Here is a 13,174-nt window from a genome sequence, read left to right on the forward strand (position 1 = left end):
AGGTGCGTGTCCGGACGTAAAGCGTCGCAGCTCGCGCGAAGCGCGGTGAGGAAAGCAGTCCGGACACGGACCTCCGGAGGCCCCGGCACCCGGCACCACGACGACGCACCCGCACCCGTGCCCCCGCCGGACGGCGCACCGCACCCCGAACCCCGCCGGACGGCGCACCGCACCCCGAACCCCGCCGGACGGCGCACCACACCACGACCCCCCGCCGGGAGGCGCACCCCACCCACGCCCCCCGCCGGACAGCGCCCCGCCGTAAGCTGGACGCCCAATCCCACCGCACCCCACCAGCCACTTCTCACCCGCCCCGCCCAAGGAGCCCCCGCCCCCATGCCCGAGCACGCCGAGCACCCGCACCCCGCCTACCCCGTCGGACTCCGCCTCGCCGGGCGCCGCGTTGTCGTCGTCGGCGGCGGGCAGGTCGCGCAGCGCCGGCTGCCCGCGCTCATCGCGGCCGGCGCGGACATCGTGCTGGTGTCGCCCTCCGCGAAAGCCTCCGTCGAGGCCATGGCGGCGGCCGGCGAGATCCGGTGGGAGCGCCGCCGTTACGAAGAGGGCGACCTCGCCGATGCCTGGTACGTCCTCGTCGCGTCCAGCGACGAGGACGCCAACCGCACCGCGTCCGCCGAGGCCGAGCGCCTCCGCGTCTGGTGCGTACGCAGCGACGACGCGGACGCCGCCACCGCCTGGACGCCCGCCACGGGCCGCAGCGAGGGCCTCACCGTCGCCGTGCTCAGCGGGCGCGACCCGCGTCGCTCCGCCGCCGTGCGGGACACCATCGTCGAGGGGCTGCGCGACGGCACGCTCGCCGCCCCGCACCGTCGCAGCCGTACCCCCGGCGTCGCCCTCGTCGGCGGCGGCCCCGGCGACCCCGACCTGATCACCGTGCGCGGCCGCAGGCTCCTCGCCGAGGCGGATGTCGTGATCGCCGACCGTCTCGGCCCGCGCGATCTGCTGGACGAACTGCCGCCGCACGTCGAGGTGATCGACGCCGCGAAGATCCCGTACGGCCGCGCCATGGCCCAGGAGGCGATCAACGAGGCGCTGATCGAGCACGCGAAGGCGGGCAAGGCCGTGGTCCGGCTGAAGGGCGGCGACCCGTTCGTGTTCGGGCGGGGTATGGAGGAGGCGCACGCGCTGGCCGCGGCCGGTATCCCGTGCACCGTCGTGCCCGGTATCTCCAGCTCCATCAGCGTGCCGGGCGCGGTCGGAATCCCCGTCACGCACCGGGGGGTCGCCCATGAGTTCACCGTGGTCAGCGGCCATGTCGCCCCCGACGACGACCGCTCGCTCGTCGACTGGGCCGCGCTCGCCCGGCTCCGTGGGACGCTCGTCCTGCTGATGGCCGTGGACAAGATCGGCACGATCGCCCGGGCGCTCGTGGAGCACGGCAAGGCCCCTGAGACCCCGGTCGCCCTGGTGCAGGAGGGCACCACGGCGACCCAGCGACGGGTGGACGCCACGCTCGCGACGGTCGCGGAGGTCGTGCGGACCGAGGAGGTCCGGCCCCCGGCCGTCATCGTCATCGGCGATGTCGTCGCCCTGGGGGACGGCACGTAGGGCCTGTCCTGGCCGTCCGTCCCGCACACCCACCACCCGACAAGGCAGTGTCACCCCGTGGCTGAACTCATCACCGTCGACGACCCCGACGACCCGCGCCTGCGCGACTACACCGGTCTGACCGATGTCGAGCTGCGCCGCAGGCGCGAGCCCGCCGAAGGGCTGTTCATCGCCGAGGGCGAGAAGGTCATCCGCCGGGCCGGGCAGGCCGGCTACCCGATGCGGTCGATGCTGCTCTCGGCCAAGTGGGTCGACACCATGCGGGACATCATCGACGAGGTCACGGCCCCGGTGTACGCGGTCAGTCCCGAGCTGGCGGAACGGGTCACCGGCTACCACGTGCACCGCGGCGCCCTCGCCTCCATGGCCCGTAAACCGCTGCCCACGGTGGACGAGGTGCTGCGTACGGCCCGCCGCGTCGCCGTCATGGAGGCGGTCAACGACCACACCAACATCGGCGCGATCTTCCGCAGCGCCGCCGCCCTCGGTATGGACGCCGTCCTGCTCTCCCCGGACTGCGCGGACCCGCTCTACCGCCGCTCGGTGAAGGTCTCGATGGGCGCGGTGTTCTCCGTGCCGTACGCCCGGCTCGACGGCTGGCCCCGGGCGCTGGACTCCGTACGGAAGGCGGGCTTCCGGCTGCTGGCGCTCACCCCCGACGAGCGGGCGGTCCCGATGGACGAGGCCGCTCCGCACCGGCTGGAGCGTGTCGCGCTGATGCTGGGCGCGGAGGGCGCGGGGCTGTCCGGGCGGGCGCTCGACGCCGCCGACACCTGGGTCCGTATCCCCATGGCGCACGGCGTGGACTCGCTGAACGTCGGCGCGGCGGCGGCGGTCGCCTTCTACGCGGTCACGACGGGCCGCCCGGAGAGCTGACCCGGCGATCGCACGGGGTACGGCTCAGAGCTGCTGGGCCGCCGCGATGCCCAGCGCGACGATCAGGGTCACGACGACGAAGACGATCAGTCGCTGCCGCAGCAGGCGCGGGTTGGCGGGGCGCAGCTTGCCCGAGCTCGTCCGGGGACCGGGCTTCGGCCGGCCGCTGCCCGTACGGGAGGCACCACGGGCCTGCGGGGGGCGCGGCGAGCCGTTGCGGGGGGAGGAACCGCCGGTACGGGGAGAGGAGCCCGAACTCCGGGAAGGCCCGGGACGCGACGCCGGGCCGCCCGGCGCACGGCTCGGCGCGCCGTGGTCGGCGGTCCGCTCCGTGTAACGCTCGGTCAGCCGGCCGGTCGGCAGTTCCTGTCCGTTCCGGGTCCGCTGTACGGGCGGCCGGCTGTCCGACAGCCCCTGGGCCTCGCGCGCCGCGATCTCCTTGAGCCGCATCGAGAGCTGGAGCGTGCTGGGACGTTCCTCCGGGTCCTTGGCCAGACAGGCCCGCACCAGCGGCGCGAGCGCGTCCGGCATCCCGTGGAGATGCGCCTCCTCGTGGACCACCCGGTAGAGCATGACCTCGGAACTGCCGTGCCCGAACGGGGAATCGGCGGTCGCCGCGTACGCCAGCGTGGCGCCCAGCGAGAACACGTCCGTGGCCGGGGTGACCGCCGCCCCGCGCACCTGCTCCGGGGCGAGGAAGCCGGGCGACCCGACCGCCGTACCGACATGCGTCAGCGTGCTCGCGCCCGTCGCCCAGGCGATGCCGAAATCGATGATGCGCGGGCCCTTGGGCGAGAGCAGGATGTTCGACGGCTTGAGATCGCGGTGCACGACGCCCGCCTCGTGCACGGCCACCAGCCCCTCGGAGAGCGCGGCCCCCACCGAGGCGACCTCGGCCGCCGAGAGGGGGCCCTCCTCGTTGACCTTGTCGTGCAGCGAGGGGCCCGGCACGTACTGGGTGGCGAACCACGGGCGGTCCGCGTCGAGATCCGCGGCCACCAGCCGTGCCGTACAGCCGCCCCGGATCCGCCGCGCGGCGGAGACCTCGCGGGCGAACCGCGACCGGAACTCCTGATCCTCGGCCAGATCCGGCCGGATCACCTTCAGCGCGACCCGCTGACCGCGCCGGTCGGAGCCCAGATATACGACCCCCATCCCGCCGGCACCCAGCCGCCGGTGGATCCTGAACGAACCGACGACACGCGGGTCCTCGCGCCGGAGCCGCATCATCGCCATGTCCATCCCCGCTGCCCGGTCGTCCGTGTGACGTGGCACAGCTTACGTACCCGCGCCTCAGCGCGCTCATAGGCCGCGCCCTCGCGCACGGACCGATTGTCAGTGCTGGGTGGGAAACTTGAGTGGTGGTCAGGGGAGTGGCGGAGCCCAGGTCCTCCGGCCCGTGCGTGATCTCAAAGGTCTGACGCAGAAGGGGGATTGGATCGTGAAGGGTGACCGGGTGGAGATAGTCGTGGACGCGGGGGACACGACACGGACCTACGAAGTGGTGGCGAGCCGGGCGGGCCGCAGGGTGGAGACCGCGGTGCGCCGGGGAGTGGTGGAAGTGAGCGAAGTCACCCGCGGCGGAGGGGTGGTCAGAACGGCGCGGTTCATGGCCACGCGGGTCCTCGCGCTGGTCGAGCAGCCGGTGCCCCGGGAGGACTCCTCGGAGCGCTCCGCCCAGCGGTCCGCGGAGCGTCCCTTCCGGGATGACCCCGGGTCCTGGACCCGTCTCTCCACCCAGGGGAGTACATGACGGCCGTCCGGCTCATCCTCCGGGAGGCCCGGCAATCGGTACGCGGGCATGACGACCGGGGGGCGGCGGATCCCTAATGTTGAGGTCAAGCGGCGGGTGCAGCACTCGTCCCCCGAGCTCAGACACTCGCCGCTCTCGGAACAGGACAGGAGAGGGACCATGGCGGACACGGCATCGCGGGCGATGATCCGCACGCAGGGACGCAAGGCGTTCGCCGCGTTCGGCGGGCGCCGGTCCGGCACCCGCCACCCCCTGGTGGCGACCGCCATGGTCCTTCCTCTGGCAGCCCTGCTGGTGGTCGTCTTCGGCGGCTGGGAAGCAGTGGTGACACAAGCGTCGTCCGTGGGCGTGATGCTGGGGCGCTGAGCGGCGCTTCGGATCCGGGAGAGCGGCCCGGGTCGGGGACATCCGGCCAACAACCCCGTGGGGACGGGGGTGCGGCGGACGGCAGCGTTTGGCCGGTCAGCTGGGGAGCTGACCGGCCATCGCGCTGTCCGGGCCCGCCGCCGTACGCTCGCCACGGAACACCACGCATCCGGGGGGCCTCCGTGACCACATCCGTCGTACGCGCCCTGGGCCGTGTCGCCCGTGACACCGCCCATCCGGCGGTGCGCGCGGCGGACCCGGCGGGCTGCCGGGCCTGCGGCGAGAGCACCGTGCTCGCCGACCGGCCGGACGGGACGGTCGTACGGCACGGCGAGGTCGTCGCCAAGGCCCATGCCGACGGTACGGACCCGGCCGGGCACCGCGTCAGGCTCGCCGTCGCCGCGCATCCCCTGCTCGCCGGGGTTCTGCTGCCGCCGCTTCCGGCCGCCGCCGAGGAGGTAAGCGGCCGGCCGGTGACCGCGTGGCCGTACGGCACCCCGGTCGACCCCAACGACCCCGACGCCGCCCCCTGGGAGCAGGCCGGCACGCTCCTCGCCCGGCTGCACGCCCTGCCGCTCGCGGCCCTGTCCGAAGCCGTAGCCGTGGAGAGAGCCGTAGCAGGTCCCGGCCCCCGGCTGCCGGACATGCGGGGGCCCGCCAAAGCCGCCCGCGCTGTCGCCCGGATGCGCGCCGCGGGACCGCACCCCGCCGCCGTTCCCGTGGAGCGCGCCTGGCAGCGCCTGCCCGCCTGGGCGCGTGGCGAGGCGCGCGCGCCGGGACCGTACGCCCTGTGCCACGGCGATCTGCATCTGGGCCAGCTCGTACGCCACCCGGCCCCCGACGGCCCCTGGCTGCTCATCGACATCGACGACCTCGGACTCGGCGACCCGGCCTGGGACTTGGGCCGCCCCGCCGCCTGGTACGCCGCCGGACTGCTGCCGCCCGAGACCTGGCTGCGCTTCCTCGGCGCCTACCGGTCCGCGCACGGCCCCGCCGTGCCCGCCGCCCGCGACGCGGATCCCTGGCCCCGGCTGGATGTCCCGGCCCGCGCCCTCACCGTGCAGACCGCCGCGCTGGCCCTCGCCAAGTCGACCGCGGAGGGCCGGGATCCGGATGACGTCGAGCTGCTGATGATCGACGCCTGCGCCCGGATCGCCGACCTCGCAACCGAGTTCACGCCCGGGGCGTCGTCGTAGGGTGAGGCCACAGACGAACCCACGGCCGCCGGGAGCGTGTTACGGCGTGCCGGACGAATGGCGAGGAGCGAGCCGACCATGCAGTGTCCCAAGTGCCACGCGGCGATGCACACATACAACCGCAACGGTGTCCAGATAGAGCAGTGCAGCGGCTGCCGGGGGATCTTCCTCGACTACGGCGAGCTGGAGTCCCTGACCCGCCTGGAGTCTCAGTGGTCGCAGCAGGCGCCGCCCGTACAGCAGGCCCCGCCCCCGCCTCCGCAGGCGTACCCCGCCGCCCCCGCCCCCGCCTGGGGCGCGCCGCAGCACGGTGGTGGCCACTACGGAGGTCACCACGGCGGGCACCACCGCCAGAAGAGCTTCGGACGGATGCTCTTCTCCTCCTGAGACACGACTCAGGCGCACGACCGCTGACGCACACGACGAAGCCCCCGGCCATGGAGACGGCCGGGGGCTTCGGGCGGTGCGCGATACTGGGATTGAACCAGTGACCTCTTCCGTGTCAGGGAAGCGCTCTCCCGCTGAGCTAATCGCGCGGGTGGGTCCTGCGTGTGCTGCGTGCGCGATACTGGGATTGAACCAGTGACCTCTTCCGTGTCAGGGAAGCGCTCTCCCGCTGAGCTAATCGCGCGGGAATCCAGAAGGATCCAGTGGACGATACTGGGATTGAACCAGTGACCTCTTCCGTGTCAGGGAAGCGCTCTCCCGCTGAGCTAATCGTCCTTGGAGGTGGAGACGGGATTTGAACCCGTGTAGACGGCTTTGCAGGCCGTTGCCTCGCCTCTCGGCCACTCCACCAGGAGTACGGGGGCTCGGGAAGGATCCCCCATATTCGAGCGGACGACCAGGTTCGAACTGGCGACCTCAACCTTGGCAAGGTTGCGCTCTACCAACTGAGCTACGTCCGCGTATCGTTTCCGGGCCCACCCGTACGGCCCGGCGACGTGTTGAACTCTAGCGGATTCCGGGGCCAGCACAAAAACGCGTTTCCGCAGCGTGCTGGGGTGCGTTCGCCGTACGTTCAGCCCGGAGCGGCTCAACGGCGGCTGTTCTAGACTCGCAAGCGTGCACGACCTCGCTCCTTTGGCCCGCTTCGGCGGCCTTGTCGCCTCGGGTCTGCGGGATGTCACCCATGATCCGGAAGCGCTCGACTCCGCCGGGTTCTGGGCCGTCGCCGCGGACTTCGAGGGCCGTCTCACCTGCGCGCGCTTCGATGACGTACGCGCCGAGCCGGTGCCCGGCCCGGTCCCGGGACAGTGGCGTGGGCCCGCCGCCGGTGACTGGACGTCGTCGCTCGACCGCGAGGCGTACACCAAGGGTGTCCGCCGGATCCGCGAGTACATCGCGGCGGGCGATGTGTACCAGGTCAATCTCTGCCGGGTGCTCTCCGCGCCGCTGCCCGATCCGGACGCGGCCGATGTCGACGCGCTGACGGCGCTGCTCGCGCGCGACAACCCCGCCCCGTACGCCGGAACGATCCGGCTGCCCGCGCATGGCGTGGAGATCGCGACCGCCTCGCCCGAGCTGTATCTGAGCACGGCCGGCCGTACCGTCGAGTCCGGTCCGATCAAGGGCACCGCCCGCACCGAGGACGAACTGCTGGAGAAGGACCACGCCGAGAACGTGATGATCGTGGACCTCGTCCGCAATGACCTCGGCCGCGTCTGCGCCACCGGTTCCGTGACGGTCCCCGCGCTCTGCGCGGTCGAGCCGCACCCCGGCCTCGTCCATCTCGTCTCGACCGTACGGGGCGAGCTCGCCCAGAAGGCCGGCTGGCCGGAGCTGCTGCCCGCCACGTTCCCGCCCGGCTCGGTCAGCGGCGCCCCCAAGTCCAGCGCCCTGCGGATCATCGAGGAGCTGGAGACCGCCCCGCGCGGCCCCTACTGCGGCGGTATCGGCTGGGTCGACGCCGACCGCGGCACGGCCGCGCTGGCCGTCGGGATCCGTACCTTCTGGATCGACCGCGACGCGGCCCCCGGACCCGTCCTGCGCTTCGGCGCCGGAGCGGGCATCACCTGGGGATCCGATCCCGAGGGGGAGTGGGCGGAGACCGAGCTGAAGGCCGCCCGGCTGCTCGCGATAGCGTCGGGTGCGTACGAAGCGAGCGGAAGGACCGGGTAGATGAAGATCTGGGTCAACGGTGGACTGCACGCGGCCGAAGGCGCCTTGGTGTCCGTGCTCGATCATGGACTGACCGTGGGGGACGGCATCTTCGAGACGGTCAAGACCGTCCACGGCCGGCCCTTCGCCCTCACCCGCCATCTGGACCGGCTGAGCCGCTCGGCCCGCGGGCTCGGGCTGCCCGAACCGGATCTCGACGAGGTGCGCCGCGCCTGCGCGGCCGTGCTCGACGCCAACCCGGTGGACCTGGGGCGGCTGCGGATCACCTACACCGGCGGACTCTCCCCGCTCGGCTCCGACCGGGGCGAGGCGGGGCCGACCCTGGTGGTCGCCGTCGGCGGGACGAAGCGCCGCCCCGACACCACCGCCGCCATCACCGTCCCGTGGACGCGCAACGAGCGCGGCGCCGTGACCGGCCTCAAGACCACCTCGTACGCGGAGAATGTCGTCGCCCTCGCGCGGGCGCGCGAGCACGGCGCGAGCGAGGCGCTCTTCGCCAATACGGTCGGCGCGCTCTGCGAGGGCACGGGCTCCAACGTCTTCGTCGTCCTCGACGGCGAGTTGCACACCCCGCCGCTCGCGTCCGGCTGTCTCGCCGGCATCACCCGGGCCCTGACGGCCGAGTGGTGCGGTGCCCATGAGACGGATCTGCCGCTGGACGTCCTGGAGCGCGCGGACGAGATCTTCCTGACCTCCACGCTGCGCGACGTACAGGCCGTCCACCGTCTCGACGACCGTCAACTGCCCGCCGCCCCGGGGCCGGTGACCACCAAGGCGATGCGCGTCTTCGAGGAGCGGGCCGGCGCCGACCTGGATCCCTGAGGCCCGGTGGGCGGCGCGACCGGTCCGAAAAACGGATGACTCCGCGCCGCACGACGGGTACAACTCCCCTGATGACCACCACTCTGCGGCCGACCGGGCCGCTTCAGCAGGCCGACGACGGCGAGAAGTCACGCTCCTACGAGGTCTGCGTGAACAGCCGCCGCGTCGGCACGATCGAGCTCGCCACGGACCCCGGTTTCGGGCACAGGGCCGGGATCATCCAGGCCCTGCGCATCGATGAACCCGACCGCAGGCGCGGCCGGGGCACCGTCGCCGCGCTCGCCGCCGAGGAGGTGCTGCGCGGCTGGGGCTGCGGCCAGGTGCTGGCCTCCGTACCGCCCGACGCGGAGCCCGCGCTCCGCCTGCTGGAGTCCCTCGGCTACACCGAGCGCAGCCGCAACATGGACAAGGCGGTGCCGCCCCGCGCTCCGGAGCTCCCGGCGGATGTCGAGGGCCGTCCGATGAGCGAAGCGGAGTACGAGACCTGGGAGGCACAAGCCTTCGACGACTACGTGCGCAGTTGGATGGCCCGGGGCGCGTCGGCGGAGGAGGCCCGCGCCAAGGCGGAGGCCAGCCGCCGCGAGAACCTCCCCGAGGGCCTGGCCACCCCCGGCGTCTCGATCAGCGTCCTGGTCCACGCGGGAACCGTCGTCGGCCATGTATGGGTCGCCCCGCGCGAGGTGCGGCCCGGCGAGTGGGGTTCGTGGGTGTACGACGTGGCGGTGGCCGAGGACCAGCGTGGCAAGGGCTACGGCCGCGCGCTGATGCTGCTCGCCGAGCGGGCGGCGCTGGAGACCGGGGACAGCCTGCTGGGGCTGCATGTGTTCGCGAACAACACCCCGGCGGTCCGGCTGTACGAATCGCTCCAGTACGCCACCACGAGCCGCAACTTCTTCAAACAGCTGCTCTGAGCGCCGCCCAGGACGACACTAAGCGCTCGCCAGCAGCCGGTCCGCGATCTCCTCGATGCGCCCGCGCAGCCCCTCCTGGCTCTTGCCGCCGTCCAGCCGCTCGTCGCCGATGACGTACGTGGGGGTGCCGGTGACCCCGATCGCCTTGCCCTCGGCCTGGTCGGCGTCGACGGCCAGGAGATGCCGGCCGTCGATCAGCGCGGTGTCGAACTCCTCGGCGTCCAGCCCCAGCTCGCCCGCCACCTCCAGTAGGACCGGCTCCCCCTTGGCGGACAGCTCTGCCGCCCTGGCCAGTACAGCTTCGATGTACGGCCAGCCGCGCCCCTGCTCCGCGGCTTCCTCGGCTGCCTGCGCGGCGGCGTACGCGTGCTTGTGCTTCTCCAGGGGGAAGTGCCGCAGCCGCGCCTCCAGCCGGTCCCCGTAGCGGGCGCGCAGCGCGCGCAGATCGTCCAGGGCCCGGTGGCAGTCGGGGCACTCAAGGTCGCACCAGACGTCGAGGACGACGGGGCGGGTGGTGGTGGAGTCGTTCATGGGGCCAGTCTTCCAGCCCGCCGTACCCCCGGCCGACCGGGACCTGGGGAGGACACCGTCCCCGAGATCTCCCCCAGATCCGCCCGGCCCCGCCCCGCACCGTGGCCCCGACCCGGTCGCGAGGTGCACGATAGAGAGCGAGAAGTGTTCGGCCGATGACGCGCCCTGCCTGGAGGACCTGATGATTGCCGAGACCATTTGCTCCGCGGTGTCAGCAGCGGGCCTGGGCATCGCCGCGATCACGGCGTACCGGAAGCGCTTCCTCGCCGCGGCGCGCATCGCCGCCTACTCGCTGGTGCCGGTCGCGCTGGCGATGACGGGCATCGTGAAGTGGGCCGCCAACACGGCGTTCAGCCCGATGGCGTGGGCGGGCTTCGGGGTACTCGCGGTGGCGTGGCTGCTCTTCATGACCACCCGGGCCGTGGAGCGCCGGCGCGGCGGCACGCGCAAGGAGCGCAGAGCCGCGGCGAAGGCCGCGCGCCAGGGAGCCGCGGTCGAACCCGCCGCGTCCGCGCCCTCACTGGGCCCCGGCGCCCGGCCGGCCGCTCAGCCCAAGGCCAAGCAGCCCGCGGCGAAGCCGGCCGACGACTTCAGCGACATCGAGGCCATCCTCAAGAAGCACGGCATCTGAGCCAAGAAGCACGGCATCTGAGCCCTGCGGCCGTCTCTCGCGGCCGACCGGAGCGCTCTCCCCGTTTCCGCGAGTGCGGGGCAGCATCGCAGGTGAGACGGGATTCGGCGGGATTTCGGGGATGTTTTCCACGGAATATGATGAACTCCCGCCCCGAGAACGCGTGTTGGTCAACAGCCCGGTTCGGGGTACGTCATGATCGCCCCGAGATGCTCGATACCTCACGGGGTGAACCCCCCGCACCCACCGATGAGCAGCGCGGTTGTCTGTACGCGCTCTCCCAGCCGCCGTTGATGATCTTCCTGGCGGTGATCGGCTCGCTGCTGCTGATGGCGGCCGTGCACGATCTCTTTCTGCTGTGAGCGCCGTCAGCCGGCCGCCGCTTCCTTGCGGCGGGCCCGGTACGCGGCCACATGCAGTCGGTTGCCGCAGGTGCGGCTGTCGCAGTAACGGCGCGAGCGGTTCCGCGACAGGTCGACGAACGCGTGCCCGCAGTCCGGGGCCTCGCAGCGGCGCAGCCGTTCCTGTTCCCCGGCCACGACCATGAACGCCAGTGCCATGCCGCAGTCGGCGGCGAGATGATCGGCCACGGAGGCGCCCGGAGCGAAGTAGTGCACATGCCAGTCGTAGCCGTCGTGATCGGTCAGCTGCGGCGTCGTCCCCGCGGCGGCGACCAGCTGATTGATCAGATCGGCGGCGGAGCGCGCGTCCGGCGCCGCGAAGACCTCCGCGAACCGGGCCCGTACGTTCAGTACGGCCCGCAGATCGCGGTTGCCGAGATCACCCACCCCGCTGATGTCATGGCTCCGTACGAAGCCGTACAGCGCCTCGACGTCCCCGAGCCCGTCCGTACCGCCGACGCCGCCCGAATCCTCCTGCGGTGCGGTGTTCACCAGATCGACGACCGTGTCGAGTGCGATCCGGGTGTCGTGTGGAATCAGCACGATCCGCTCCCTGGCCTGCCGCGGGCCGGTGCCCGCCGAATCCCGCCGACTTTAGTCCCTGCCCGCGCCGGACGGGGCACGGTCGGGACGCACCGGCGCCGTCGTCGCGGTGGGTTCCGCGGCGACGGCGCCGGTGTCCTCCGTATGCGGTTGTCCGCGCGGCGCCGTCTCCCCGAGTCGGACGGCGCCGTGCAGCTCTCTGCCTGGCTCAGCTCTCGGCCAGGATGTGTGAGAGCTCCGTATCGAGATCGAAGTGACGATGCTCGGTGCCGGGTGGCACCGCGGCGTCGGTCCGCTTGAGGAACGACTCCAGGGCCCGCGCCGGGGCCTCGAGCAGGGCTTCGCCCTCTGGGGAGCTCAGAGCGATGCAGACGACGCCCTGACCGTGACTGCGGGACGGCCAGACTCGGACGTCGCCGGTGCCGGTGGGCCGGTGCAGCCCCTCGGCGAGAAGGTCGCGGGCGAAGACCCACTCGACCGTCTCTTCGGCTCCGGTGTGGAAGGTGGCGTGCACGGCATAGGGATCGGCCGTGTCATACCGGAGGCCCGCGGGTACAGGCAGTGAGGACTCGCTCGATACAACGAGGCGCAGGTGCAGCTCGCAGCTGACCGTGGTGTTCATAAGCGCCAGGGCCTTTCGCTCAGTGTGCGCTCGGGGATTCGCACGTCGGCGAAATCGACATGCCACCTACGGTGCCGTTGTAAACCCCTCTGTCTGTTTTGTGATTCTTCGGGTAGCTCGTACGGCGGTGTGTGACTTCGGGTTATACGGCCATTCCAGTGATGCGGGCGATTCCGGTAGGTTGGGGCCCATGCATGCGCAGAGTGACGAGCGGGGGCATGTCGTGGTGCCGACGGCCGAGCGCCCCGTGCCGGGGGACGTGGCGGAGGGTGTGACGGAGGATCCGGAGCGTGAGCTCGGGTCCCGTGCGCCCCGGTTCATCAAGGCGTCGCGGACGCTCCATCTGAGCTGGCAGGTCGGCGTGTTCGTCGTCGGCCTGGCGGTGGTGGTCGCGGGCGTCTTCATGCTCGTGCTGCCGGGGCCCGGCTGGCTGGTGATCTTCGGCGGCATGGCGATCTGGGCGACCGAGTTCGTCTGGGCGCAGCTGGTGCTGCGCTGGACCCGGCGCAAGGTCACCGAGGCGGCCCAGAAGGCCCTGGACCCGAAGGTCCGGCGGCGCAACATCATCCTCACCACCGTCGGTCTGGTGATCATCGCCGTGCTGGTCGGGATCTACCTCTGGAAGTTCGGGATCGTCATGCCCTGGAAGATCGACCAGTGACCCGGAACGCGTCCGGGGACGCCGCTGACATGGGGTAATGTGTGCGGTGCGTCCGGGCGATTAGCTCAGTGGGAGAGCGCTTCGTTCACACCGAAGAGGTCACTGGTTCGAACCCAGTATCGCCCACCCGGAAGCGAGGCTCCGAAGACCGGCAAGGTCTTCGGAGCCTCGGCC

General features: G+C 72.1%; 16 protein-coding genes and 6 tRNA genes. 13 read left to right on the forward strand and 9 right to left on the reverse strand.

Translation table 11 applies throughout. The features are described 5' to 3' along the window. The first annotated feature begins 336 nt into the window (after positions 1 to 336). Together cobA and IF11_RS0132830 are read left to right on the forward strand one after the other, a co-directional pair. Positions 337 to 1,566, forward strand: a complete 1,230-nt coding sequence (cobA, locus tag IF11_RS0132825; protein ID WP_030355443.1) for a uroporphyrinogen-III C-methyltransferase — start codon at positions 337 to 339, stop codon at positions 1,564 to 1,566. Between the two features lie 57 nt (positions 1,567 to 1,623). After that, positions 1,624 to 2,442, forward strand: a complete 819-nt coding sequence (locus IF11_RS0132830; RefSeq protein ID WP_030355444.1) for a TrmH family RNA methyltransferase — start codon at positions 1,624 to 1,626, stop codon at positions 2,440 to 2,442. Positions 2,443 to 2,466: 24 nt separating this feature from the next. On the opposite strand, the gene IF11_RS0132835 is transcribed toward IF11_RS0132830, so the two are convergent. After that, positions 2,467 to 3,684 carry a serine/threonine-protein kinase gene (locus tag IF11_RS0132835; RefSeq protein ID WP_030355445.1) on the reverse strand — a complete coding sequence of 406 codons (1,218 nt, stop codon included), beginning with the start codon at positions 3,682 to 3,684 and terminating at the stop codon, positions 2,467 to 2,469. A gap of 199 nt (positions 3,685 to 3,883) precedes the next feature. On the opposite strand from IF11_RS0132835, the gene IF11_RS0132840 reads away from it, so the two are divergent. The 4 genes from IF11_RS0132840 to IF11_RS0132855 all read left to right on the forward strand — a co-directional run bounded on the left by IF11_RS0132840 (position 3,884) and on the right by IF11_RS0132855 (position 6,144). Further along, positions 3,884 to 4,195: a hypothetical protein gene (locus IF11_RS0132840; RefSeq protein WP_030355446.1), complete on the forward strand. Its 312-nt coding sequence runs from the start codon at positions 3,884 to 3,886 to the stop codon at positions 4,193 to 4,195. A gap of 159 nt (positions 4,196 to 4,354) precedes the next feature. Continuing rightward, a complete protein-coding gene (locus IF11_RS0132845) occupies positions 4,355 to 4,561 on the forward strand; it encodes a hypothetical protein (protein WP_030355447.1) in 207 nt (68 codons plus the stop codon). 182 nt (positions 4,562 to 4,743) lie between these two features. Next, positions 4,744 to 5,757 (forward strand): aminoglycoside phosphotransferase family protein, encoded by a 1,014-nt coding sequence (locus IF11_RS0132850; RefSeq protein WP_030355448.1) that lies wholly within the window; start codon positions 4,744 to 4,746, stop codon positions 5,755 to 5,757. Between the two features lie 78 nt (positions 5,758 to 5,835). Next, positions 5,836 to 6,144 carry a TFIIB-type zinc ribbon-containing protein gene (locus tag IF11_RS0132855; RefSeq protein ID WP_030355449.1) on the forward strand — a complete coding sequence of 103 codons (309 nt, stop codon included), beginning with the start codon at positions 5,836 to 5,838 and terminating at the stop codon, positions 6,142 to 6,144. 77 nt (positions 6,145 to 6,221) lie between these two features. On the opposite strand, the gene IF11_RS0132860 is transcribed toward IF11_RS0132855, so the two are convergent. From IF11_RS0132860 to IF11_RS0132880, 5 genes are all read right to left on the reverse strand, one after another. Continuing rightward, positions 6,222 to 6,293: transfer RNA gene (locus tag IF11_RS0132860), tRNA-Val, on the reverse strand. Between the two features lie 23 nt (positions 6,294 to 6,316). Then, a tRNA-Val gene (locus IF11_RS0132865) sits at positions 6,317 to 6,388 on the reverse strand. A 20-nt stretch (positions 6,389 to 6,408) separates the two neighbouring features. After that, positions 6,409 to 6,480: transfer RNA gene (locus IF11_RS0132870), tRNA-Val, on the reverse strand. Position 6,481: 1 nt separating this feature from the next. Next, positions 6,482 to 6,555 (reverse strand) — tRNA-Cys (locus IF11_RS0132875). A gap of 37 nt (positions 6,556 to 6,592) precedes the next feature. Then, a tRNA-Gly gene (locus tag IF11_RS0132880) sits at positions 6,593 to 6,665 on the reverse strand. Positions 6,666 to 6,822: 157 nt separating this feature from the next. Here IF11_RS0132880 and IF11_RS0132885 point away from each other — a divergent pair. From IF11_RS0132885 to IF11_RS0132895, 3 genes are all read left to right on the forward strand, one after another. Next, positions 6,823 to 7,878 (forward strand): chorismate-binding protein, encoded by a 1,056-nt coding sequence (locus IF11_RS0132885; protein WP_037729187.1) that lies wholly within the window; start codon positions 6,823 to 6,825, stop codon positions 7,876 to 7,878. Beyond that, positions 7,879 to 8,700, forward strand: a complete 822-nt coding sequence (locus IF11_RS0132890) for an aminotransferase class IV (protein WP_030355451.1) — start codon at positions 7,879 to 7,881, stop codon at positions 8,698 to 8,700. A gap of 71 nt (positions 8,701 to 8,771) precedes the next feature. Beyond that, positions 8,772 to 9,611, forward strand: a complete 840-nt coding sequence (locus IF11_RS0132895) for a GNAT family N-acetyltransferase (RefSeq protein WP_030355452.1) — start codon at positions 8,772 to 8,774, stop codon at positions 9,609 to 9,611. An 18-nt stretch (positions 9,612 to 9,629) separates the two neighbouring features. Here the strand turns inward: IF11_RS0132895 and IF11_RS0132900 are convergent, their stop codons facing one another. Beyond that, positions 9,630 to 10,142 carry a DsbA family protein gene (locus IF11_RS0132900; RefSeq protein ID WP_030355453.1) on the reverse strand — a complete coding sequence of 171 codons (513 nt, stop codon included), beginning with the start codon at positions 10,140 to 10,142 and terminating at the stop codon, positions 9,630 to 9,632. Positions 10,143 to 10,323: 181 nt separating this feature from the next. On the opposite strand from IF11_RS0132900, the gene IF11_RS0132905 reads away from it, so the two are divergent. Both IF11_RS0132905 and IF11_RS41465 read left to right on the forward strand, forming a co-directional pair. Continuing rightward, positions 10,324 to 10,773, forward strand: a complete 450-nt coding sequence (locus IF11_RS0132905; RefSeq protein ID WP_030355454.1) for a hypothetical protein — start codon at positions 10,324 to 10,326, stop codon at positions 10,771 to 10,773. Between the two features lie 209 nt (positions 10,774 to 10,982). Continuing rightward, positions 10,983 to 11,135 carry a hypothetical protein gene (locus IF11_RS41465; protein ID WP_165840699.1) on the forward strand — a complete coding sequence of 51 codons (153 nt, stop codon included), beginning with the start codon at positions 10,983 to 10,985 and terminating at the stop codon, positions 11,133 to 11,135. Positions 11,136 to 11,141: 6 nt separating this feature from the next. On the opposite strand, the gene IF11_RS0132915 is transcribed toward IF11_RS41465, so the two are convergent. Continuing rightward, complete coding sequence (locus IF11_RS0132915; RefSeq protein WP_030355455.1) at positions 11,142 to 11,717, reverse strand: CGNR zinc finger domain-containing protein; 576 nt, start codon at positions 11,715 to 11,717, stop codon at positions 11,142 to 11,144. Positions 11,718 to 11,925: 208 nt separating this feature from the next. Continuing rightward, positions 11,926 to 12,339: an SsgA family sporulation/cell division regulator gene (locus IF11_RS0132920; RefSeq protein ID WP_003959770.1), complete on the reverse strand. Its 414-nt coding sequence runs from the start codon at positions 12,337 to 12,339 to the stop codon at positions 11,926 to 11,928. Positions 12,340 to 12,529: 190 nt separating this feature from the next. On the opposite strand from IF11_RS0132920, the gene IF11_RS0132925 reads away from it, so the two are divergent. Further along, the gene (locus IF11_RS0132925; protein ID WP_030355456.1) at positions 12,530 to 13,000 is read left to right on the forward strand and encodes a TIGR02611 family protein; all 471 of its coding nucleotides are present in this window, start codon (positions 12,530 to 12,532) and stop codon (positions 12,998 to 13,000) included. A 54-nt stretch (positions 13,001 to 13,054) separates the two neighbouring features. Beyond that, positions 13,055 to 13,126, forward strand: a tRNA-Val gene (locus tag IF11_RS0132930). Positions 13,127 to 13,174: the final 48 nt, after the last annotated feature.

The organism is Streptomyces scopuliridis RB72, assembly GCF_000718095.1.
Classification (GTDB): domain Bacteria; phylum Actinomycetota; class Actinomycetes; order Streptomycetales; family Streptomycetaceae; genus Streptomyces; species Streptomyces scopuliridis.